The sequence below is a fragment of the Microvirga sp. P4_A5 genome, assembly GCF_056402495.1.
Genome location: NZ_JBFUHH010000016.1, coordinates 17,917 through 39,866 on the forward strand (window position 1 = coordinate 17,917; position 21,950 = coordinate 39,866).

The following is a 21,950-nucleotide window of genomic DNA, read 5'->3' on the forward strand; positions in this document are numbered from 1 at the left end:
CCGGACTTACCGCCGCTTCAGAAGAAACATGCCTTGCTCGCCGAGCATGTTCCACGCCCACCAGGGCAGGGCCATCCTGACCGGCTTGCCGCCGGAATCGAGGGCGGCTGCCCGTTCCATCTGCGCGCCGACCTCCTCGCAGAGATCGAGGAAGTCGCGGATGGTGCAGAAATGGATGTTGGGCGTGTCATGCCAGGAATACGGCATGTTCTCGGTCACCGGCATTCGGCCCTTCACCAGAAGATCCAGCCGCACGCGCCAATGGCCGAAATTCGGAAACGACACGATGGCGCGCCGGCCGATGCGCAACAGGTGTTCCAGCACGACCTTCGGCTGGCGGGTCGCCTGGATCGTCTGGGACAGGATGACGTAATCGAACGCGTCGGCGGGATAATCCGCCAGATCGGTATCGGCGTCACCCTGGATGACCGGCAACCCCTTGGCGAGGCACGCGTTCACGCCTTCGCGCGAAATCTCGATGCCGCGCCCGTCGACGCCCTTGCGATCGCGCAAAAGCGCCAGCAGATCGCCGTCGCCGCAGCCGATGTCGAGCACCCGTGAGCCGGGCTGCACCATATCGGCGAGCAGCAGGAAATCGAGACGGGGCGCCGCGTCATCCGTCATGGGATTCCCCGGGCGCGGGCGGCCGCATCGATGAAGCCCCGCGCGGCGGCGAACATGGCGGGCTCATCGAGCAGAAACGCATCGTGGCCCTTGTCGCTTTCCACCTCGACGAAACCGACCGAGGCCGCGGCGGCGTTGAGGGCGTGGACGATGGCGCGGGAATCGGAGGTCGGAAACAGCCAATCCGACGTGAAGGAGATCACGCAGAAGCGCGTCGCCGAATTCCTGAAAGCCTGGGCCAGATTGCCGCCGTGCTCCGCCGCCAGATCGAAATAATCCATCGCCCGCGTCACATAGAGATACGAATTGGCGTCGAAGCGCTCGACGAATTGCAGGCCCTGATAGCGCAGGTAGCTTTCGATCTGGAAATCGGCATCGAACGAAAATGTCGGCGCATTGCGGTCCTGATAGTTGCGGCCGAATTTCCGGTGCAGGGCGAGCTCCGACAGGTAGGTGATGTGGGCACCCATCCGCGCGACGCCGAGCCCCTTGTCCGGGCGCGTGCCCTCGTTCAGGTAATTGCCGCCGCGCCAGTCCGGGTCGGCCATGATCGCCTGACGACCGACCTCGTGGAACGCGATGTTCTGCGCCGAATGCCGCGCCGCGGCCGCGATGGGCAGGGCCGAGAAGACCCGGTCGGGATAGCTCGCGGCCCATTGCAGCACCTGCATGCCGCCCATGGAGCCGCCGAGGACGCAGAACAGGCTCCCAATTCCAAGCCGGTCGATGAGCGCCGCCTGTGACCGAACCATGTCGCGAATGGTCAGGACCGGAAAGTCGAGGTTGTGAGGACGGCCGGTGGCCGGATTGATCGTAGCCGGTCCGGTGCTGCCGGAGCAACCCCCGATCACATTGGCGCAGATGACGAAGAACCGGTCGGTATCCACCGGCTTGCCGGGACCCACCATGGTGGTCCACCAGCCTGGCTTGCCCGTCACCGGGCTGACATTCGCCACATGCTGGTCGCCCGTGAGCGCATGACAGATCAGGACCGCGTTGGATTTCGCCGCATTCAGCGTGCCGTAGGTCTGGTAGGCGATCTGCCACGGGGCAAGCGCCACGCCCGCATCCATCATCAGCGGCTCATCCGCGCCGAAACGGGCCACGGGGCTCGACGGATCGTCGATCTGGCTGCGCGGTTCGAGGGGCGACGACGAATGGGACATCTGATCCGACGGACGAGTTCGGTCTTTCGAACAGCGGTAGTGCGGACGGGGCGGCAGGTCAACGAAGATGAGGTCTCGCGGCTGGGAGGGTGAGGCCGCGCAATCAGGGCTTGGCAGGCATCGCGGACGCTGCGAAAAGAGCGCCGCATTGAGGAATACGCGTATGTCCGACAAGACACCCGCCACCATCCCCGCGCCGGCCCTGGCCGAGCTGCGACAGGAGATCGATCGCCTCGACGAGGAGATGCATCGTCTTCTGATGGAGCGCGGCCGGATCATCGACCGCCTCATCTCCGTCAAGAAAACGGGCGATTCCGGTTCGGCCTTTCGCCCGGGCCGCGAGGCCTCGATGATGCGGGCGCTGGCCGAACGTCATGAGGGCCTGCTGCCGCTCGACACGGTGGAGGGAATCTGGCGGGTCATCATCGCGACTTTTACGTATGTGCAGGCGCCCTATGCGGTTCACGCCGACATTTCGGGCGGCGATGCGCCCATGCGGGATTCGTCCCGGTTCCATTTCGGTTTCACGGTGCCGTTCCTCAGCCACCCGAGCGCCACCGCGGTGATCGAAGCCGTGGCTCGATCGCGGGGCGATCTCGGCATGTTCCGGCTCGATCAGGGCGCGTCGAGCGGCGCCTGGTGGCGGATTCTGACCGAGCCGGACAGCCCGAAGATCATCGCTCGGCTGCCCTTCATCGAACGCCCCGGCCACCCCGCCGGCACGCCGGTCTTCGTCATTTCCAAGCCCTTGGCCGATGCGGCGGTCCGCGACGTGGTGCTTTACGCAGCGCAATTCGAGCGCTGGCACCGGGGCGCGGGGGAGATTCTCGAACGCATGGGCGGCGAATTGGTGGCAAGCGCCGCCGATGCGAGCGGCCTTTCCGAGCTCATCGCCATTCCCGGCTCGGTGGATGCGAAGGCCCTGCGGAAAGCCCTCATGGAGGCGGGAGCCAGCCTCGACGAACTCGTCGAGGTCGGCGGCCATGCCGAACGTTTCCGCGTGAAATAAGCGCGAAGCTGCGCTAAAGCCTCTCAGCAATTATAGAACCTTGCAGGAACCAACGATGGCCGCCCGTCCCGAACCCCGTCCCGGCATCATGCAGATCGACGCCTATGTGCCAGGCAAGAGCGCCGCGTCGGGAGTGGCCAAGATCCACAAGCTCTCGTCGAACGAGACTCCCCTCGGTCCCTCGCCGAAGGCTGTCGAGGCGATCCGCACCTTCGACCACCTGGAACTCTATCCCGACGGTTCGGCGACCCGGCTGCGCGAGGCGATCGCCTCCAAATACGGCCTCGATCCCGCCCGCATCCTGTGCGGTTCGGGCTCGGACGAATTGTTGTCCCTGATCACCAGCACCTATGTGGGGCCGGGCGACGAGGGAATCTTCTCTGAGCACGGTTTCCTCGTCTACCGCATCGCGATCCTCGCCAATGGCGGCGTGCCGGTCGTGGCGCCCGAGCGCGATTACACCACCGACGTGGACGCGATGCTCGCGAAGGTGACGCCGAAGACCAGGATCGTCTTCTTGGCCAATCCCAACAACCCGACCGGAACCTATCTGCCGTTCGACGAGGTCAAGCGCCTTCATGCGGGCCTGCCTTCGCATGTTGTTCTGGTCCTCGACGCGGCCTATGCGGAATATGTCCGGCGCAACGATTACGAGGCTGGTCTCGAACTCGTCGCCACCAGCGAAAACGTCGTGATGACGCGGACGTTCTCGAAGATCTACGGCCTTGCCAATGTGCGGCTCGGCTGGATGGTGGGACCGTCGCACATCATCGACGCGGTCAACCGCATCCGCGGTCCGTTCAACGTCAACGGCCCCGCGATGGCGGCCGGAATCGCGGCGATCCAGGACGACGCGCACGTCACGAACGCGGTCCTCCATAACGAGAAGTGGCTCGCCTGGCTGACGCCGGAGATCGAGGCTCTGGGCGTGAAAGTCACCCCGAGTGTCGGCAACTTCCTGCTGATCCATTTCCCGAAGGAAGCTGGCAAGACCGCCAAGGACGCCGATACCTACCTGAGCGGGCGCGGGCTGATCCTGCGCCGGGTCGATGCCTACGGACTCTCCGACGCGCTGCGCCTCACCATCGGCAGCGAAGAGGCGAACCGCCTTGTAGTCTCGGCCCTTCGCGACTTTTTGAAGGTCACCTGATGTCGGAGCGTCTCGGAAAGCCGCTGGATGCGCCGCTCTTCGATCGCGTCGCGCTGATCGGCCTCGGGCTGATCGGCTCGTCCGTCGCGCGGGCGGTCCGGCATCGAAACGTCGCGCGCACGATCGTTGCCATCGACCGCGACGAGGCGACGATCGCGCGGGTTCGCGAACTGGGAATCGCCGACGAGGTGACGACCGACGCTGCGGAAGGTGTGCGCAATGCCGATCTGGTGATCCTGTGCGTGCCGGTCGGCGCCTGCGAGGCGGTGGCGAAGGCGATACACCGCAACCTGAAGGCCGGAGCCATCGTGTCCGATGTCGGGTCGGTCAAGGCGTCGGTGATCGCGCAGATCCAGCCGCATCTCCCGGCCGGTGTGTCCTTCGTGCCGGCGCATCCGGTCGCCGGAACCGAATATTCCGGGCCGGATGCGGGCTTCGCGACGCTGTTTCTCAATCGCTGGTGCATTCTCACGCCCCCCGACGGGACCGACGAGGCGGCGATCGACCGCATGTCGGCGTTCTGGTCGGCGCTGGGCTCTGATGTGGAGGTGATGACCGCGCAGCATCACGATCTGGTGCTTGCCATCACCAGCCATGTGCCGCACCTGATCGCCTACAACATCGTCGGCACCGCCGCCGATCTCGAAACGGTGACGCAATCCGAGGTCATCAAGTTCTCGGCCGGCGGCTTTCGCGATTTCACCCGGATCGCGGCTTCCGATCCGACCATGTGGCGCGACGTTTTCCTGCACAACAAGGAAGCGGTGCTGGAAATGCTCGGCCGCCTTAACGAGGATATCGCGCTCCTGGCGCGTGCGATCCGCTGGGGCGAGGGCGACAAGCTGCACGATCTCTTCACCCGCACCCGCGCCATCCGGCGCGGAATCATCTCGCAAGGTCAAGAGACGCCCGAGCCCGATTTCGGCCGCCGGCGCGACGAGCCGGAGAGCGGCGCTCAGTAGAGTGGCATCAGCCGAAAGCCGGGGACGACGAACGGCCCCATCGCCAGCTTGCCGTTGTCGAGCCGGAGAGGCGGCAGCGGCACCAGGGTCGGCTGCGCGGCCGGCGTTCCCGCCTGCGCCTGTCCGAACAAAGCCCCCAGCAGCGCCCCGCCGAGACGACCGCCCACCACGTTGCCCAGAAGCCCGTCGAGGCCCGCCGCCGAGGCGGTGAGCTGGCCGGTCGGGCGATGCCAGTCGTCGAGCGAAATCTCGCCCTTGGCTTCGGCGCGTCGCGTTCCCTTGGTGACGGACAGCATCAGAATTTCCAGGGCGCCGCCGGCCTTGCGCCAGCGTTCGAGCTCGTTGCCCACTTGGCGGGCCCGGAAGCCCTCCGCCTGGGTGACGGTGGCGTCGAGGGTGAAATCGGCCGGCTCCGCACCGCCGACGAGACGGTCCAGCGACGGAATCTGCGCCTCGCGAACCGACAAAGCCGCATCGAACGCCTTGTCGGAGGCGCGGGTGGGATTGGGGCGGACATGGAGCTCGAGATGGCGGCTGTTGGTCACCAAATCGTCCGGCCCAAGCCCCGTCACGGTGATGCGCGGAGCTTCGGCCACGAGGGAAAATCGCTGCAATCCGCGCGAGGACGCATGAAGGCTGCTTTGCAATAGATCCCACGTGCCTTCGAGGGTCGCGCGCCCATCCGACACCCGCAGCGGCCCCTCGATTTCGGTGATGACGAACGCGGGCTGGTAGACCTGCGACATGGAGGTCACGCGGCCGAGCGAGGCGGTCACGGGGCCTTGCTTGAGGGTGAGGCTGTTGCACGCAACCTGAACGCGGAACGGATAGCCGCCCACCTGCCGGTCCGCGCAGGTCCATTGCCGCCCCGCCCGGGCCTCGGTGGCGAGCCAGGCATCGAGGGAATCGGTCGCCCGGTCGCGGATGACCCACCAGGCGACGCTCCAGGCGATTGCGACGAGCAACAGCAGGACGAAGGGGGTGTAGAGCCAGAAGCGATTGTGGCGACGGGCGGGGGTCGAGGCGACCTCATCCATTCAGAGACTCTCCGGTTGTGTCCTGTGTTGGTAACTGCTAGCGCCCGATCCAGGCAAGGACAGGGCGGACGAAGGGCATGGCTCGCGGACATGACGATCTGTGGGTGTTCGGTTACGGCTCGCTCATGTGGCGGCCGGGATTCCCGTTTGTCGAAAGCTGTCACGCGCAGCTCTACGGCTACCATCGCGCGCTGTGCATCCTCTCGCACGTCCATCGCGGAACGCCGGAAAGGCCGGGACTTGTCCTGGGCCTCGACCGCGGAGGTCGCTGCCACGGCGTGGCATTCCGCGTCCCCGCCGCAGAGGCCGAGCCGACCCTCCACTACCTGCGGGAGCGCGAGCAGGCGACCTCCGTCTATCTCGAACGGCACCTTCCGGTGCGATTCCCGGATGGCCGCACCGTCACGGCCCTGTCCTACGTCGCCGACCGACGCCATCCGCAATATGCCGGACGGCTCGATTTCGAACGGGTGTTAGGGATCGTGCGGGCAGGGGTGGGGATTTCCGGGCGAAATCCGGATTATGTCCGCTCCACCTATGAGCATCTCGCCGGCATGGGCGTCATCGATCCGCTGCTGCGCCAGATCACCGAGGCCATGGCCGAGCCGGAGCCGGAGACCTAGCAGGCCGCCTGCGCGTCGCCCTGATCGAGATCGGCGATGACGGCCCGGCGTTCACGATCATCGTCGGCCAGCCGGTGGACGTGCATCTCGGTGGCGCCGAGCGTCTCGGCACGCGCCAGCCAGCGAATCCGAATGTCATCCGGGGATTGCGGCCCCACGATCGTCATGTCGACGACGCTCGACAGGCCGTTGGGTCCGCGCTTCACCGCCAGGATGACGGCGTCCGTCACGTCCATGACCTCGGAGGCCACCAGGGGATGAACACCCACGATATAGCGCCGCCCGGATCGGCCGCGCCACGAACTCAGCGCCGGCGATGAACGAAGGCCCGCCGTGGCCCGCAACCGTTCCTCACGCACGCCAGCCCTCCGCGTTCGTTCGTTGCGGAGATCCCGCATCGCCATGGACCAAGACACGATTCGTTTGTTCGTCATTTGTTCCAAGGTAGGAATCGGCGCGCGGAACGTCAAGGCCCTTGCGTGAGGCCGGTCAGATGCCGGGCGAATCCGACGCCACGCCCAGGCGCGCGAGCTCCTGCCGCCCTTCGGCGACCAGCCGGTCGGAGGCGGTCTCGATCCGATCCTGCATCTCCTTGAAGAAGGCGTTGCGGGGCAGGCCGGGCGGGATGATGTCGAGGATTTCCACCACGATGGTGCCCGGTCGCCGCAGGAATTTCCGGCGCGACCAGAAAAGCCCCGAATTCAGCGCAACCGGCAGGCAGGGCGCGCCGAGATGCTGGTAGAGATGGCCGATGCCGAACTTGTAGGCCGGGGCAGCGCCGGCCGGCCGGCGGGTGCCCTCGGGGAAGATGAGGATCTGGCGCCCCTTCTGGATCTCGCCCTTGGCGCGCGTCATCATCCGCAGCAGCGCCTGCGCGCCGCCCTTGCGATTGACCGGGACGGAGCCGCCCTTCCAGGTGTACCAGCCGAAGAACGGGATCCACATCAGTTCGCGCTTCAGGATGAAGGCCGGGTCCGCGAACAGGGTGAGGAGCGCGAAGGTCTCCCACACGGATTGGTGCTTCGCCGCGACCAGAAGCCCACCGGGCGGGATGCGGTCGAGCCCGCGCAATTCGACCCGCGTGCCGACGATCACCCGCATCAGCCACATCGACGTCCACGCCCAGTACTTGGCTCCCCGAATGAACACCCGCCGCGGCAAAGCAAGCGCGGGCAGCAGTACGATCATCCAGAAGACGAGATTGGCGTAGAACGCCACGTTGAACAGGAAGGAGCGAAGGATCAGCATGATTCTCGACGAAAAAAGCGGGACCTCATGCCCCGCGCCGCGCCCATCCTTAAACAGTCGAAGGCCGTCTGGACACCGATTTTCGGGGCGGACCGCGTCCTAGCGCCAGGTCGTATCCACCGCCGCATGCTGGATGGGGCTGCCCAGGATGCCGGCCACCGGCGAATCCTCGGGATCGTCCTCGAGCTGGGTCCGCAGCCACACGGCGATGAATTTCACGTATTCGGAAAACAGGACCTTGGCGGTCGAGGGATTGTGCCACCATTCATGCGGATCGATCGTCGCCGCGACCGGATAGGGAATCTTCTGCATGTTCGGAAGCGCGTGGTTCAGCTCCACCAGGGTGCGCGGCATGTGATAGTTGGATGTCACCACGATGAGCGCCGCGAAATGATTGCGCTCGGCCCAGCGGCGGGTCTCGATGGCGTTGCCGATGGTGTTGCGAGCCCGGTAATCGAGGTCCACGCAGCAATCGAACAGCCGGCGCTGGCCGGGATTGAGCCGGGAAATCTCCTCCAGGCTGGTCTTTTCGTTGACGCCGGAAATCAGCAGGCGCTTGGCGTAGCCCTGCGCCAGCAGGTCGATCGCGTCGCCGATCCGCTGCGCGCCGCCGGTCATGGCCACGATGCCGTCGGCCCGGGTTTCGGGCTTCTGTTCGAAACGGTCGAGAGAATAGACGAACGCCAGAAAGCCCAGGAACCCGATGAACAGCGACGTCATGAAGCCATAGAATCCGCAGGCGAACATGTGTCGGATCATCGATCGCCTCGTCGGAAGTGCAGGCGATCCGGGCATCGTCCAGCCCCAACCCACGGCCTCTCTGCTATCTGTGGCGCCAAAAATCGCCATATTCTGCGTTTGCGAGGTCATCACTGCGGACAATACTGCAAAATGAGGCACCGGAGAGGCAACCCCTATCTGAAATGATTCTCACCCATTCCCCTTAAGAAATCGTCTCACTGTCAGGCGAGACACGATTCCCGTGACCAAAGCCACCACCAGCGCGATGAGAATGACGACTCCATAGCCTCGCCAGGAGATGCTGAATGCCCCGAACAGGGCCTCGAGCTGGTCTCCCGTCGGGCTCGCCCGCCAGGACTTCGCCACCAGACCCAGGACGGTGGTCAGCAGGAGCGCCGCCCCGGCGCCCGCGAGGCTGCCGCGCAGGCCGAGATTGAAGAACCGGCGCTGGAATTCCTTGGCGATGAAATCGTCGTTGGCGCCGACGAAATGCAGCACGTCCACCACCTCGCGGTTCCCCGCCATGGCGCCCCGCGTGGCAAACGTCACCGCGAGCCCGGCTGCGAGCACAACCAGTCCCACCAGAAGCACGCCGACGCCGATGATCGTGTTGGCCATGGTCGAGAGCCTGGAGACCCAGAGCGCATGGTCGTCGAGGCTGGCCCCCGGGACCTGGTCCTTGAGGGATTTCCGCAAGGGACCGAAATCCGGGCGGGTTTCCTCGTTCAGCTTGATGACGATGAGGCGCGGGACCGGCAAATCGTTGAAATCGAGGCCCGTGCCGAGCCAGGGTTCGAGCAGGCGCTCGGATTCCTGCCGGGTGAAGGCCTGGGCGCTCTCTACCCCCTTGGTCTGCCGGGCCAGCGCCGCCGCGCGCTCCACATCGGCCTCGATGGATCGCTGGGGGTTGGGCCGGACCTGGATGGTCACCTCCCGGGCGATGTCCGATCGCCACTGGGCCGAACTCGTGGCGACGAGCTCCGCGCCGCCGGCGCAGAGCGCGGCGAGGAAGGTCAGAATGGCGATGACGGCCGCGAGCGCCTGGCCGCCGGCGGAATCGACGGGCACCAGCGGGGCATTGCGCCGGAGCGAGGTCGGCAGCGGACGTTTGGCGGCGGCTGCGGGCGCAGGCGCGGGTTTCCGGCGCGTCCCGACGCGTTTTTTGAGCGGGCGGTTCATTCGTCGATATGCAGCCGTCCGTCCCCCAGCACGAGGCGGCGGACGTCGAGCTGGTCCATGAGGCTGAAATCGTGGGTGGCGATCACCACCGAGGTTCCGAGCCGGTTGAGTTCGATGAAGAGCCGCAGCAGCCGCTTGGCGAGCGACGGGTCGACGTTGCCGGTCGGCTCGTCGGCAAGAAGCAGGTCCGGCCGCACGATGAGGGCCCGCGCGATGGCGGCGCGCTGCTTTTCGCCCCCGGAGAGAACCGGCGGCAGGACGTGCATGCGGTCGCCGAGACCCACCCATCGCAACAGTTCCACCACCTCGGCCCGATAGGTAGCCTCGTCCTTGCCCTGCACGCGCAGGGGCAGGGCCACGTTCTCGTAGGTGGTGAGATGGTCGAGGAGGCGGAAATCCTGGAACACCACGCCCATCCGGCGGCGCAGGCCGGTCAGGTTGTCCTTGGAAATATCCGACACGTCCTCGCCGAAGATGGAAATGAGCCCCCGGGTCGGGCGCACCGACATCAGGATCAGGCGCAGGAGCGTGGTCTTGCCGGCGCCCGACGGCCCGGTGAGAAACTGGAACGAATTGGCCTCGATCGAGAAGGTGAGGTCGCGCAAGACCTCCGGGCCCATGCCGTAGCGCACGCCCACATTCTCCAACTGCACCACGGGTGCGCCGTCGTTGTCCTCGATGTCGTAATACGCTCTCACGCGGCGCGCGCATCCTCTGTGGTTCGTCTGAAGCGCCGCCGGATGCGTCGCCTGTCTTCGCGATTCGCCCCTCTATGGCAGATCGGCCTTAACAATCCGGTCAACGGGGCGCCCGGCGGCAGCGGATGCTAGCGGAACTTTCCCGCGGAATGAACCGGTGTCGGACATTCCGGCCCGGCTTTAAGGCCGCAGGTACCGATGCGCGTTTGACTTCGGGAACGCCCCATGGTCGTGAATGAGACGATTGTTGCGGGCAACGGCTCATGGCCGGCCCTTATGTGGATTGATGACGATGACGGCCTCTCCCCGGATCCGGGTTCTCTTCGACGAAAAGACCATTGCCAGCCGCATCGAGGAACTGGCCCAGGATATCGCGCGGGCAAAGCCCGAGAACCTGCTGGTCGTCGCCATCCTCAAGGGGAGCTTCATGTTCGCCGCGGACCTGATCCGCGCGCTCCACCGGGTGGGTCTTGAGCCCCAGGTGGAGTTTGTCCATTTGTCGAGCTATCTCGACGGAACGGTGTCATCCGGGCAGGTGGCGATCCTGCGGGACGTGGAAAGCGACGTTCGCGACCGGGACGTCCTGCTGGTCGACGACATCCTCGAATCGGGCCGCACCGTGACGTTTGCCAAGGACCTGCTGATGGCCCGGGGCGCAAGACGCGTCCTGACCACGGTGCTGCTGGAGAAACCCGGCAAGCGCGCGGTTTCCATCGATGCCGAATTCGTCGGTTTCAACTGCCCGGACGTCTTCGTGGTCGGCTACGGCATGGACGTGTCGCATTCCTATCGCCAGCTGCCCTTCGTGGGCGTGGTCGATCATCTCGACAGCGATCCCGACCTTTTCGACGAAAAGAGCTGAGGCTCAGTTCAGACGCCATACCGCGGCGTTGAGCGCCGTCGCGTAAGCCACCCACGCGAGATACGGCATGAGCAGGTAGGCCGCCACCCTGTCGAGGGGCCAGAACGCCCGGATCGTCGCGATGATGGCGACGATCAGTGCCAGTATGACCACCAATCCGGCGGCCGGGCTATGCGCGCCGAAGAAGGCCCAGGACCACAGGGCATTGAGGCCAAGCTGCACGAAGAACGTCGCGATGGCCGTGCTTCGCCCCGGCAGGGAGGCAGGCAGCGAGAGAATGCGCCACATCGCGTAGGCCATCATCGCATAGAGCAGGGTCCAGACCGGGCCGAAGAGCCAGTTCGGCGGCGTGAAGCCGGGTTTTGCCAGCCCCGGATACCAGGTCGGAATGTTGGGCATCGTCGCCAGGCTTCCCAGCACGCTTGCCGCCGCGACCGGCAGCACCGCCAGCAGAAAGCGCCGAAGCGGCGGTGTCGGCATGCCCGACATTGCACTCTCGCGTGGATGCATGATGGTGCGTTTCCCTGTAATGGATGAGCTTCGTCACCACACGCAACCCATCCCCTTCCCGGAGGTTCCCATGCCGTCATCGCGTCCGCAATGGTCGAAGCGCTCTCTCACGGCGCAGGCCATGGGTCATGTGGATCCGGTGACGAAAGCCGTGGTGATGCCGATCCACGTCGCCACCACCTATATTCGCGACGAGGACAACGCCTATTCGTCCGGCTTCGTCTATGGCCGTCCCGACAACGCCACGATCCGCGAGGCGGAGGGCGTGCTGGCGATGCTTGAGGAAGCTGAAGCCGGCGCGCTGCTGTTTTCCTCGGGCATGGCTGCCGCGACGGCGGTGTTCCAGGCGCTCAATCCCGGCGACCATGTGGTGGCCTCCAAGGTCATGTACTGGGCTTTGCGCCACTGGCTCATGACGGAGGCCACGCGCTGGGGGCTCAACGTCGAATTCGTCGAGACCGACAATCTCGATGCCTTGCGCAAGGCGGTCGTTCCAGGCCGCACCAAACTGGTCTGGGCCGAGACACCGTCGAACCCGTTATGGACGATTACCGACATCGCTGGCGCGGCGGAAATCGCCCATGCGGCGGGCGCGCGCCTCGCGGTCGATTCGACCACCGCTTCGCCCTATCATACGCGCCCCCTGGCGCTTGGCGCCGACATCGTCATGCATGCCGCCACCAAGGTCCTGAACGGCCATTCGGACGTGGTGGCGGGCGTACTCGCGGGTGCGAAATCGGATGCGTTCTGGGCCCAGATCGTCACCATCCGCAAGGGGCAGGGCGCGATCCTCGGGCCGTTCGAGGCCTACCTGCTCATGCGCGGCCTGCGGACGCTGCATCTGCGCGCGGCCGCGCAGACGAAAAGCGCCCAGGAGCTCGCGGAACGTCTGTCGGCCCATCCGAAGATCGCGCGCGTGCTCTATCCCGGCCTGCCTCAGCATCCCGGTCATGACGTTGCGGCACGGCAGATGGAGAACGGGTTCGGCTACATGCTGTCCGTGCAGGTATCGGACGGAGAGGCGGCGGCCATCCGCACGGCGGCGCGGGTGARATTGTGGAAACGCGCCACGTCGCTTGGCGGCGTCGAGAGCCTCATCGAGCACCGCGCCTCGATCGAGGGGCCGGGCACGCCATGTCCCCCGGATCTGCTGCGCCTGTCCACAGGCATCGAGGATTCGGAGGATCTTTTCGCGGATCTTGACGAGGCTCTGCGCTCCCGCTGACGGGCGACGATTGGCCCTTGTCATAAAACCCGTGATGTTCTCTGTTATGCGAACGCTGTTTCATGAACGGGGACGACCAGCATGACGTCAATGATCACTCGCCGCCGGGTCCTTCAAACCGGCGTGGYGGCCGCCGCCCTCACGGCCATGCCGCGCATCGGCTGGGCCGCCGACCCGGTTGTCAAGCTGCGCATCCTGGAGACGACCGATCTCCATGTGAACATCCTGCCTTACGACTACTACCGCGACGCGGCCGACGACACGGTCGGCCTTGCGCGCACGGCCGCACTCGTCAAGGCCGCCCGCGCCGAGGCGAAGAACAGCCTGCTGTTCGACAACGGCGATCTGATTCAAGGCTCGCCCCTGGGCGATTTCGTCGCCTACCGTCGGGGTATGAAGAAAGGCGACGTCCATCCGATGGTCGCCGCCATGAACACCCTCAATTACGATTGCGGAACGCTCGGCAACCACGAATTCAACTACGGTCTCGACTTTCTGCAGAACTCGCTCGGGGCGGCGAAATTCCCGCTCGTCTGCGCCAATGTCATCAAGTCCGATGGCGAGACCCTGCGGAAGCCGTGGCTCGTTCTCGATCGGGACGTGGTCGACGAGGCAGGCGTGACGCATAAACTGAAAGTCGGCGTGATCGGCTTCGTGCCGCCGCAGATCGTGCAATGGGACAAAGCCCATCTCGACGGCAAGGCGACCACGACGGACATCGTCGATGCGGCGCAGAAGCATGTGCCGGATATCAAGAAAGCCGGCGCCGACATCGTCGTGGCGTTGTGCCATTCGGGCATCGCGGGCGGCGAACGAAATGGCGGCGAGGAGAACGCGGCCCTGCACCTGGCGAAGGTCGACGGGATCGACGTGATCCTCACCGGGCACCAGCATTTCACCTTCCCGGGTGGCAAGGAATTCAGCAACATTCCGGGCGTCGATGCGAAGGCCGGCACGCTCCACGGAAAGCCCGCGGTCATGGCGGGATTCTGGGGCAGCCATCTGGGCCTCATCGATCTCGAACTCACCAAGGATGCGACGGGCTGGAAGGTGGCGAAATTCGCCACAGAGGCACGTCCCATCTACGATCGCGTCGACCGCAAGGTGGTGCCGAAGGTCGATTCCGAGGCCCTCGTCATCGCGGCGGTGCAGGCGGATCACGATGCGACGCTGAAATATGTGCGCGAGCCGGTCGGCACCACGGCGGTGCCGATCCATTCCTATTACTCGCTGGTGGCCGACGACGCGTCCGTGAAGCTCGTGGCCGAGGCGCAGGCCTGGTACGTGGCGGATCTCCTGAAGACCACGCCGCACAAGGACCTGCCGCTGCTATCCGCGGCGGCGCCCTTCAAGGCCGGCGGACGCGGCGGTCCGAACTATTTCACCGAGATCAAGCCGGGACCGCTCGCCATCAAGGACATGGCGGACATCTACATCTATCCCAACACCATCCGGGCCGTGAAGGTGACGGGAGCGCAGGTGCGCGAATGGCTCGAACGGTCGGCGGGGATCTACAACCAGATCGACGTGGCGAAGGGCGGCGAACAGGACATCATCAATTCCAAGTTCCCGGCCTACAATTTCGACGTCATCGCGGGCGTGCAGTACAAAATCGATCCGACGCAACCCTCGCGCTACGACAATGACGGCAAGCTCGTCGCAGCCGACGCGCACCGCATCAAGGATCTGTCGTATAACGGCAAGCCGGTGACCGACGATCAGGTGTTCGTGGTGGCGACCAACAATTACCGCGCGGGCGGCGGCGGCAACTTCCCCGGCGCGGACGGCAAGACCATCATTCTCGACGCCCCCGATCTCACGCGCGACGCGATCATGCGGTTCATCATCGAGCGCAAGGAAGTGTCGCCGAAGGCGGATGGCTCGTGGGCGCTGGTGACGCCGCCAGCGAATGTGACCGCGACCTTCCTCACCGGACCGAACGCCGCCTCCTATCAGCCCTCCGGCATCAAGATCGAACGCATGGGCGATGCGCCCGAAGGCTTCGTCAAATACCGCATCGTCGGTTGATTCGGATTGCGCGAGAAATGAACGGCCGGATGTGATCCGGCCGTTGTCGCTTACAGCCGCGGCAACTCGACCGGCGGTTCGATCTGGTCCGGGGCCGGCTCCACCAGCCGGCGGCGGCGCTTGGCCAGCATGATGGTGCCGTTCAGTTCCCCGCCGAACAGGAAGATGGCGCCGAGCGTGTAGAGAAACACCAGCGCCACCATGGCGGTGGCCAGACCCCCATAGGTCGACGCATAGGCGCCCGGATAGAATTCGAGATACCAGCCGAATCCCAGGCCACCGAGCAGCCACAAAAACAGCGTCACCAATACGCCGGGCAGGATAGACCACCAGTTCCGGCGGCCCGATGGCACGAATTTGTAGGCGATCAGCAGGCCCGCCACGATGACGACCGTCGCGATGGCGATGCGCAGGAAGTCGATCAGCCCGTCGAGGAACTGCAGCGCCGGCACCCAATAGAGGACCGCGCGCCACACGAAGGGTCCGAGCACCACCAGAACCGCCAGAACCAGCATCACGAACGCACCACCGATGACGAAAGCGATGGATTCGAGCCGCGTCACCCACCACACGCGGGTTTCCCGCACGCCATAGGCGCGATTCAGGCCCAACCGCAAAGCTTCCACGGCGCTCGATGAGAAATACAGCGCCAGCACGAGGCCGAGCGTCAGCACATCGCTGCGCCGCCCGGTGAGGATCGTGTGGATTTCACCCGCGATGGGTTCCGCCACCTCGCGCGGCCAGGCCTCGAGGATCAGGCCCGTCGCCTCATCGGCAAGCGATCCCGCTCCGAACAAGCTCGCCAGCGCCGTCATGAGAATGAGGAACGGGAACAAGGATGTCAGGACCGACAGCGCGATATGACTGGCGATCGCCCAGGCGTCATGCACCAGAAAGCGGGTAATGGCGATGGAGAAGATTTCCACCGTGAGGCGCAGGCGTTTCAACAAACAACTCTCCCGGTGGGTGGCGACGGCGGGGGCAGGGCAAAAGGACAAGTGAGCCTGAGGACGATGGTGTCAACCATGCAGGGCCTTCGACGACAGGCCGTTGAGGCCGCGCCATGGGTGTTCGACGGCCGAAACCCTGTTAGGGATGTGTCCTCCTCGTCCGCTTTCCATCGGCCCCTCATGTCGCCCACCTTGCTCGCCCGTGTGGCCCCGCCGCTCTTCGTGCTCATCTGGGCAACCGGCTTTATCGTCGCCCGCACGGTGGCGCCCCACACGGAGCCGCTGACGTTCCTGCTGGTGCGCTACGCGCTGGCGATCCTCGTTCTGGCCGTGATCGTCTCGATCGCCCGGGTGCCCTGGCCACGGGACGGGCGAACCTGGCTCAATTCGCTCATCGCCGGCGTCTTGCTGCACGGGTTCTATCTCGGCGGCGTCTTCTGGGCGGTGAAGAACGGTCTGCCGGCGGGGATAACCGCTTTGGTGGCGGGTCTCCAACCCCTGGTCACGGGGCTGCTGGCGATGCCGCTCCTGGGCGAACGGGTTTCGCCGCGCCGTTGGCTCGGGATCGGCCTCGGATTTCTCGGGGCCATCCTGGTGATCCTGCCCAAACTCGGCGCCGGCGCGCCGCCTCTGGCCCTTTGCGCCGCCATCCTGGCGATGCTGTCGATCACGCTTGGCACCATCTGGCAGAAACGCACCGCCGGCACTCTCGACATGCGTGTCAACGCGGTCATTCAGTATATCGGGGCGGCGCTCGTGACGGCGCCGGTGGTCCTGCTCACCGAGAATGGCCGCATGGACATGTCATGGCCGCTTCTCTTCGGCCTTGCCTGGGCGGTGCTCGGATTGTCCATCGGCGCCATCGGATTGCTGCTCTATCTGATCCGCCACGGGGCCGTGACCGGCGTCGCCACGCTGCTCTATCTGGTCCCTCCCGTCGCCGCCGTCATGGCGTATCTGTTGTTCGGCGAAACGCTGAGCCTGATCCAGATCGTCGGGATGGGATGCGCCGCGCTCGGCGTGGCCGTGGCGAGCCGTAACTGAGGACAGCAAAAACCCCGGACCGGCCGGGGTTCTTGAAAGTGATCTATTTGGTGATCTTCACCGAGACCGGGTCGCTCGCCGGAAAGCTTTCCTCGTTGCCTTCGTCGAGCTTGCGATCGAGGTTTTCCTTCGAATTTTCGGTCAGCTTCTCGTCCTTTTTGCCCTGCTTGATCGTCTGTTCGTCCACGCGTTTCTTGATCTCTTCCATCAGGCATCTCCATGGCGGAGCTCACGGCCCGCATTCACCACGTCAACGCCGAAGAGACGATCCCGATCCCTCATGCAGAAACGGCGCACCGTGAGGCGCGCCGTTGCGATGGAAAGCTCAGCGAGGCTGGCCTTGCTGCGTATAGTTGTAATAATCGAACGGCAATTCGGCGATGCGGAACCAAGTGTATTCCTTCTCGCGGAAGGCGTTCCAGGAATCGTAGATCGTCTTGAACTTCTGGTTCGAGGACGCGATCTCGTTGTAGAGCTTGAACGCCTCCTTGTGGCTCGCATCGAGCACATCCTTCGGGAAGGCTCGCAATTGCGCGCCCTGGCTCACGAGGCGACGCACCGCCTCGGCGTTCTCGGCGTCGTATTTCATCACGCACATGGCGTTCGCCTCGGCGCATGCCGCTTCGAGAATCGCCTTGTAATTGGCCGGCAACGCGTTCCACTTCTCGAGGTTCACATACAAGGATGGCTGCGCCGATCCCTCCCAGAAGCCCGGATAATAATAGTATTTGGCGACCTTCACGAAGCCGAGCTTCTCGTCGTCGTAGGGACCTGAGAACTCCACCGCGTCGAGGGTTCCGCGTTCGAGCGCCGGATAGATGTCGCCTCCGGCGAGGACCTGCGGCACCACGCCGAGCCGCTGCATGATCTGCCCGCCCATGCCGGCAATGCGGAATTTCAGACCCTTCAGGTCCTCGACAGTATTGATCTCCTTGCGGAACCAGCCGCCCATCTGCGCGCCGGTCTGACCGGCCGGGAAGGTCATGACGTTGTAATCCTTCAGGAACTCCCGAACGGATTGGAGTCCGCCGCCAAAATGCATCCAGGCATTGTGCTGCCGGACGTTGAGGCCCCACGGAACGGAGGTCTCGAACATGAATGTCGGATCCTTGCCGATATAATAGCTCGACAGGGTGTAGCCGCATTCCACGGTGCCGCTTTGCACCGCGTCGAGAACCTGAAGGCCCTGGACGATTTCGCCGGCGGCGAAGACCTGGATCTGGAACTTGTTGTCGGTGGCCTCGGCGACGCGCTTGGCGATCTGCACGCCCGCGCCGAACAGGGTGTCGAGGCTTTTCGGATAGCTCGACGGCATGCGCCAGCGAATTTCGGGGGATGCCTGGGCAAGCGCCGGCGATGCGACTCCTGCCGCTGCGGCAAGTCCTGCTCCCTTGAGTACGGTTCGTCTATCCATGGCTGTTTCCTCACACGAACGCCGTTACGGCTTGGGCCCGAATAGACCCGAACTCACGCGCCGTGTCATCTTTCGTTCCGGTACGACAGGTATGCGTCGCGGGCGTATACGGAGAATGGCCGGGGCGATGCCCGGCCATTCTTCAACCTTCCAGAATACGAGCCGATCGTCAGGCCTTGCGGACAAGCTTCCCCTTCGGGACATCGACCATCGTACCGGGCGCAGGAACGCGTCGCCGGCTTTCGGCGCCGCCTTCCATCGCCACGGGCGCCGGGTCGCCTTCGCGCAGTTCCGGGCGCTTGGCCGGGCTCTTGAGAACGGTCGTCGGCATGATTCCGGCGACTTCCGCGTTGCTGAGCGTCAGGCTTACATCGCCGTCGCTTTCTCCCGACGCGACCTCGGCGAAACTGTGGATTCCCGCGGACGATCCGCTCTTCACGCGTCCGTCGTCGACGTGGCGGATATCGAGTTCGGGATCGAGCTTGCGCGATGCGCCCATGAGGCCCGTGGCCTTCGCGGCCGCGCGTTTGACGTCTCCGACGCTGTTGCGCGTGGTCGGGCCCGCGACGAAGTCTTCGCCGGCATCCGCGTTGACCAACTCATCGAGGCCGTCCTCGATCTGGGGTTCGGGGATCAGACCTCGTTTGTCTTCGGCCATGCTTGATTCCTTTCCTTGAGTGACAAGGGGGCAACGTGCGGCCGCGAAGGGGAGTTCCTGATTCGCGGAATCGGTCAGGATATCGCGGCCCCGTTAGAAAAAATGGCCGGGCTTTGACCCGGCCATTTATCGCTCGCTCAGTTCAGACGCACGCCCTCCGGCGGAAACTCCGATTCCTCCGCGACCGGGATGTCGCCGATGATCAGCCCCGAGGGACCGAGGTGCACTGACACCGTCTCGCCATCCTTGATCACCCCCGAGAGGATGCCTTCCGCCATCGGATCCTGCAGGTATTTCTGGATGACCCGCTTCAAGGGCCGCGCGCCGTAGGCGGCGTCGTAGCCCTTTTCAGCGAGCCAATCGCGCGCTTCCGGCTCGAGATCCAGGACCAGCTTGCGCTCGTCGAGAAGCATCTGCAGCCGCCCGATCTGGATATCCACGATGGCTCCCATCTCCGACCGCTTCAGCCTGTGGAACAGGATGATCTCATCGACGCGGTTGAGGAATTCCGGTCGGAAATGCGCGCGGACCACGCTCATCACCTCGCCGCGAACCATATCGGTATCCTCGTTCTCCTTTTGGGCAACGAGATATTCCGAACCGAGGTTCGACGTCATGATGATGATCGTGTTGCGGAAATCCACCGTCCGCCCTTGACCGTCCGTAAGCCGTCCGTCGTCGAGGACCTGCAGCAGGACGTTGAACACGTCCGGATGCGCCTTTTCGATCTCGTCGAACAGCACCACCTGATAGGGCCTGCGCCGCACCGCCTCGGTGAGGGCGCCGCCTTCCTCGTAGCCGACATAGCCCGGAGGCGCACCGATGAGCCGGGCGACCGAATGCTTCTCCATGTATTCCGACATGTCGAGGCGAACCATCGCGCTTTCGTCGTCGAACAGGAAGCCTGCCAGCGCCTTGGTCAATTCGGTCTTGCCGACGCCTGTGGGGCCGAGAAACATGAACGAACCCATCGGGCGGTGCGGGTCCTGCAAACCGGCCCGGGAACGCCGCACGGCGGTCGCCACCGCATGAACGGCCTCGCGCTGTCCGACCACGCGTTTCGCCAGTTCCTTCTCCATGTGGAGCAGCTTCTCGCGCTCGCCCTCCAGCATCCGGTCGACGGGCACGCCTGTCCAGCGCGACACCACCTGTGCCACGTGGTTGGCGGTCACCGCCTCTTCCATGATGCCGCCGGAACCTTCCGCGGCCTCGGTGTCGGCGAGCTCCTTCTCGAATTGCGGAATCACCCCGTAGGCGAGTTCGCCTGCGCGCTGGTAGAGCCCCTGCCGCTGCGCGGATGCGAGCTCGGTCCGGGCTTCGTCGAGCTTCTTTTTGAGATCGGCGGCGCGGCCGAGTTTCTCCTTCTCGGATTTCCATCGCAGCGTGATCGCGGCGGATTGCTCTTCGAGGTTGCTCAATTCCTTCTCGAGACGCTGGAGGCGCTCGCGCGAGGCGGGATCGCTTTCCTTCTTGAGCGCTTCCGCCTCGATCTTGAGCCGCACGATTTCGCGGTCGATGGTATCGAGCTCTTCGGGCTTGGAATCCACCTGCATGCGCAGCCGCGCAGCCGCCTCGTCCACGAGGTCGATCGCCTTGTCGGGCAGGAAACGGTCCGTGATGTAGCGGTTCGACAGGGTCGCGGCCGCGACGATCGCGCTGTCGGTAATGCGAACGCCGTGGTGCTGTTCGTATTTTTCCTTCAAGCCGCGCAGAATCGACACGGTGTCTTCCACCGTGGGCTCAGCCACGAAGACCGGCTGGAATCGGCGTGCGAGGGCCGCGTCCTTCTCCACATGCTTGCGGTATTCATCGAGCGTCGTCGCGCCGACGCAATGCAACTCGCCGCGCGCCAGAGCGGGCTTCAGCAGGTTCGACGCATCCATGGCGCCCTCGGACTTGCCGGCGCCCACGAGCGTGTGCATCTCGTCGATGAACAGGATGATGCCGCCTGCCGCCGCGGTGACCTCCTCCAGCACGCTCTTGAGCCGCTCCTCGAATTCGCCGCGATATTTCGCGCCGGCAATCAGCGAGCCCATATCGAGGGCGAGCAACTGCTTGTCCTTCAGGCTCTCCGGCACGTCCTCGTTGACGATGCGCAGCGCAAGCCCCTCGATGATGGCGGTCTTGCCGACGCCGGGCTCGCCGATCAGCACCGGGTTGTTTTTCGTGCGGCGCGACAGGACCTGAATGGTCCGGCGGATTTCCTCGTCGCGTCCGATCACCGGGTCGAGCTTGCCCTCGCGCGCCGCCTCGGTGAGGTCGCGCGCGTATTTCTTCAGAGCGTCATAGGCGTTCTCGGAGGTTGCCGTATCGGCGGTCCGTCCTTTGCGAATCTCGTTGATGGCGGCGTTGAGAAGCTGCGGCGTGACACCCGCATCGGCGAGAATCTTGCCTGCCTCCGTGTCCTTCTCGGTCGCCAGGGCCAGCAGCATGCGCTCGACGGTGACGTAGGAATCGCCCGTCTTCTCGGCCATCTTTTCGACCGTATCGAAAAAGCGCATCAATTCCCGTGTCGCCTGCGGCTGGGACGCCGCCCCCGACACCTTGGGTTGCTTGGAAAGCCACTGCTCGATCGCCGCGCGGGCACTCGCGGCGCGTCCGCCCGCCCGCTCGATGAGCCCGGCGCAGAGGCCCTCGGGATCGTCGAGAAGCACCTTGAGGAGGTGCCCCGGCGCCAGTTGCGGGTGACCCTCCCGCATGGCCAGATTCTGCGCCGCCTGCACGAATCCGCGGGCACGCTCGGTATATTTCTCAAAGTTCATCATCTACCCCCTGTTCGACGCCGTCGCCCTCTTTGAGGCACAACGGGTCACGCAAAGTCG

Annotated in this window: 22 protein-coding genes; 8 read left to right on the plus strand and 14 right to left on the minus strand. The window is 64.8% G+C overall.

All coding sequences use genetic code 11. From position 1 onward, the window contains the following. Positions 1 to 6 precede the first annotated feature (6 nt). Positions 7 to 624, minus strand: coding sequence for a methionine biosynthesis protein MetW (metW, locus tag AC1DVM_RS07210; RefSeq protein ID WP_477253238.1), 618 nt, complete (start codon positions 622 to 624; stop codon positions 7 to 9). After that, positions 621 to 1,790, minus strand: a complete 1,170-nt coding sequence (gene metX / locus AC1DVM_RS07215) for a homoserine O-acetyltransferase MetX (RefSeq protein WP_477253240.1) — start codon at positions 1,788 to 1,790, stop codon at positions 621 to 623. The genes metW and metX overlap by 4 nt, the downstream gene beginning before the upstream one ends. A 163-nt stretch (positions 1,791 to 1,953) precedes the next feature. On the opposite strand from metX, the gene AC1DVM_RS07220 reads away from it, so the two are divergent. Genes AC1DVM_RS07220 through AC1DVM_RS07230 form a run of 3 tightly spaced genes read left to right on the plus strand, consistent with a single transcriptional unit; the run spans position 1,954 to position 4,911 of the window. Continuing rightward, the gene (locus AC1DVM_RS07220) at positions 1,954 to 2,799 is read left to right on the plus strand and encodes a chorismate mutase (RefSeq protein ID WP_477253242.1); all 846 of its coding nucleotides are present in this window, start codon (positions 1,954 to 1,956) and stop codon (positions 2,797 to 2,799) included. 55 nt (positions 2,800 to 2,854) lie between these two features. Further along, positions 2,855 to 3,949 carry a pyridoxal phosphate-dependent aminotransferase gene (locus AC1DVM_RS07225; RefSeq protein ID WP_477253244.1) on the plus strand — a complete coding sequence of 365 codons (1,095 nt, stop codon included), beginning with the start codon at positions 2,855 to 2,857 and terminating at the stop codon, positions 3,947 to 3,949. Beyond that, the gene (locus AC1DVM_RS07230; RefSeq protein ID WP_477253246.1) at positions 3,949 to 4,911 is read left to right on the plus strand and encodes a prephenate/arogenate dehydrogenase family protein; all 963 of its coding nucleotides are present in this window, start codon (positions 3,949 to 3,951) and stop codon (positions 4,909 to 4,911) included. The genes AC1DVM_RS07225 and AC1DVM_RS07230 overlap by 1 nt, the downstream gene beginning before the upstream one ends. Here AC1DVM_RS07230 and AC1DVM_RS07235 read toward each other — a convergent pair. After that, positions 4,905 to 5,948 carry a DUF2125 domain-containing protein gene (locus tag AC1DVM_RS07235; protein ID WP_477253248.1) on the minus strand — a complete coding sequence of 348 codons (1,044 nt, stop codon included), beginning with the start codon at positions 5,946 to 5,948 and terminating at the stop codon, positions 4,905 to 4,907. The genes AC1DVM_RS07230 and AC1DVM_RS07235 overlap by 7 nt on opposite strands. Before the next feature lie 77 nt (positions 5,949 to 6,025). Here AC1DVM_RS07235 and AC1DVM_RS07240 point away from each other — a divergent pair, with 77 nt between their 5' ends. Beyond that, a complete protein-coding gene (locus AC1DVM_RS07240; RefSeq protein ID WP_477253249.1) occupies positions 6,026 to 6,571 on the plus strand; it encodes a gamma-glutamylcyclotransferase in 546 nt (181 codons plus the stop codon). On the opposite strand, the gene AC1DVM_RS07245 is transcribed toward AC1DVM_RS07240, so the two are convergent. The 5 genes from AC1DVM_RS07245 to AC1DVM_RS07265 all read right to left on the minus strand — a co-directional run bounded on the left by AC1DVM_RS07245 (position 6,568) and on the right by AC1DVM_RS07265 (position 10,359). Further along, the gene (locus AC1DVM_RS07245) at positions 6,568 to 6,930 is read right to left on the minus strand and encodes a hypothetical protein (protein ID WP_477253251.1); all 363 of its coding nucleotides are present in this window, start codon (positions 6,928 to 6,930) and stop codon (positions 6,568 to 6,570) included. The genes AC1DVM_RS07240 and AC1DVM_RS07245 overlap by 4 nt on opposite strands. Positions 6,931 to 7,060: 130 nt before the next feature. Then, entirely contained in the window at positions 7,061 to 7,819 is a 759-nt protein-coding gene (locus tag AC1DVM_RS07250) for a lysophospholipid acyltransferase family protein (protein WP_477253253.1), read from the minus strand. Between the two features lie 99 nt (positions 7,820 to 7,918). Further along, complete coding sequence (locus AC1DVM_RS07255; RefSeq protein ID WP_477253255.1) at positions 7,919 to 8,614, minus strand: YdcF family protein; 696 nt, start codon at positions 8,612 to 8,614, stop codon at positions 7,919 to 7,921. A 135-nt stretch (positions 8,615 to 8,749) separates the two neighbouring features. Further along, positions 8,750 to 9,739: a cell division protein FtsX gene (locus tag AC1DVM_RS07260; RefSeq protein ID WP_477253257.1), complete on the minus strand. Its 990-nt coding sequence runs from the start codon at positions 9,737 to 9,739 to the stop codon at positions 8,750 to 8,752. After that, positions 9,736 to 10,359, minus strand: a complete 624-nt coding sequence (locus AC1DVM_RS07265) for a cell division ATP-binding protein FtsE (protein ID WP_477253314.1) — start codon at positions 10,357 to 10,359, stop codon at positions 9,736 to 9,738. Before AC1DVM_RS07265 ends, AC1DVM_RS07260 begins: the two co-directional genes overlap by 4 nt. 370 nt (positions 10,360 to 10,729) lie before the next feature. Between AC1DVM_RS07265 and hpt the strand changes: the two genes are divergently transcribed. Continuing rightward, positions 10,730 to 11,299 carry a hypoxanthine phosphoribosyltransferase gene (gene hpt, locus AC1DVM_RS07270; RefSeq protein WP_477253259.1) on the plus strand — a complete coding sequence of 190 codons (570 nt, stop codon included), beginning with the start codon at positions 10,730 to 10,732 and terminating at the stop codon, positions 11,297 to 11,299. Positions 11,300 to 11,302: 3 nt separating this feature from the next. Here hpt and AC1DVM_RS07275 read toward each other — a convergent pair whose 3' ends face one another. Then, complete coding sequence (locus AC1DVM_RS07275) at positions 11,303 to 11,788, minus strand: TspO/MBR family protein (RefSeq protein ID WP_477253261.1); 486 nt, start codon at positions 11,786 to 11,788, stop codon at positions 11,303 to 11,305. A gap of 91 nt (positions 11,789 to 11,879) precedes the next feature. On the opposite strand from AC1DVM_RS07275, the gene AC1DVM_RS07280 reads away from it, so the two are divergent. Together AC1DVM_RS07280 and AC1DVM_RS07285 are read left to right on the plus strand one after the other, a co-directional pair. Beyond that, on the plus strand, positions 11,880 to 13,034 hold the full coding sequence (locus AC1DVM_RS07280; RefSeq protein WP_477253262.1) for a trans-sulfuration enzyme family protein: 1,155 nt from the start codon (positions 11,880 to 11,882) through the stop codon (positions 13,032 to 13,034). Positions 13,035 to 13,115: 81 nt separating this feature from the next. Then, positions 13,116 to 15,062: a bifunctional 2',3'-cyclic-nucleotide 2'-phosphodiesterase/3'-nucleotidase gene (locus tag AC1DVM_RS07285; protein ID WP_477253264.1), complete on the plus strand. Its 1,947-nt coding sequence runs from the start codon at positions 13,116 to 13,118 to the stop codon at positions 15,060 to 15,062. A gap of 50 nt (positions 15,063 to 15,112) precedes the next feature. Here the strand turns inward: AC1DVM_RS07285 and AC1DVM_RS07290 are convergent, their stop codons facing one another. Beyond that, complete coding sequence (locus AC1DVM_RS07290) at positions 15,113 to 16,009, minus strand: YihY/virulence factor BrkB family protein (protein WP_477253266.1); 897 nt, start codon at positions 16,007 to 16,009, stop codon at positions 15,113 to 15,115. 183 nt (positions 16,010 to 16,192) lie between these two features. On the opposite strand from AC1DVM_RS07290, the gene AC1DVM_RS07295 reads away from it, so the two are divergent. Then, entirely contained in the window at positions 16,193 to 17,056 is an 864-nt protein-coding gene (locus tag AC1DVM_RS07295) for a DMT family transporter (RefSeq protein ID WP_477253268.1), read from the plus strand. A 43-nt stretch (positions 17,057 to 17,099) separates the two neighbouring features. Here the strand turns inward: AC1DVM_RS07295 and AC1DVM_RS07300 are convergent, their stop codons facing one another. The 4 genes from AC1DVM_RS07300 to clpB form a co-directional block, all read right to left on the minus strand. Next, positions 17,100 to 17,264 (minus strand): hypothetical protein, encoded by a 165-nt coding sequence (locus tag AC1DVM_RS07300; protein ID WP_477253270.1) that lies wholly within the window; start codon positions 17,262 to 17,264, stop codon positions 17,100 to 17,102. Between the two features lie 117 nt (positions 17,265 to 17,381). After that, on the minus strand, positions 17,382 to 18,470 hold the full coding sequence (locus tag AC1DVM_RS07305; RefSeq protein WP_477253272.1) for a TRAP transporter substrate-binding protein: 1,089 nt from the start codon (positions 18,468 to 18,470) through the stop codon (positions 17,382 to 17,384). Positions 18,471 to 18,639: 169 nt separating this feature from the next. Then, positions 18,640 to 19,128 carry a hypothetical protein gene (locus AC1DVM_RS07310; RefSeq protein ID WP_477253274.1) on the minus strand — a complete coding sequence of 163 codons (489 nt, stop codon included), beginning with the start codon at positions 19,126 to 19,128 and terminating at the stop codon, positions 18,640 to 18,642. Between the two features lie 137 nt (positions 19,129 to 19,265). Further along, entirely contained in the window at positions 19,266 to 21,890 is a 2,625-nt protein-coding gene (gene clpB / locus AC1DVM_RS07315; protein ID WP_477253276.1) for an ATP-dependent chaperone ClpB, read from the minus strand. Positions 21,891 to 21,950 lie beyond the last annotated feature (60 nt).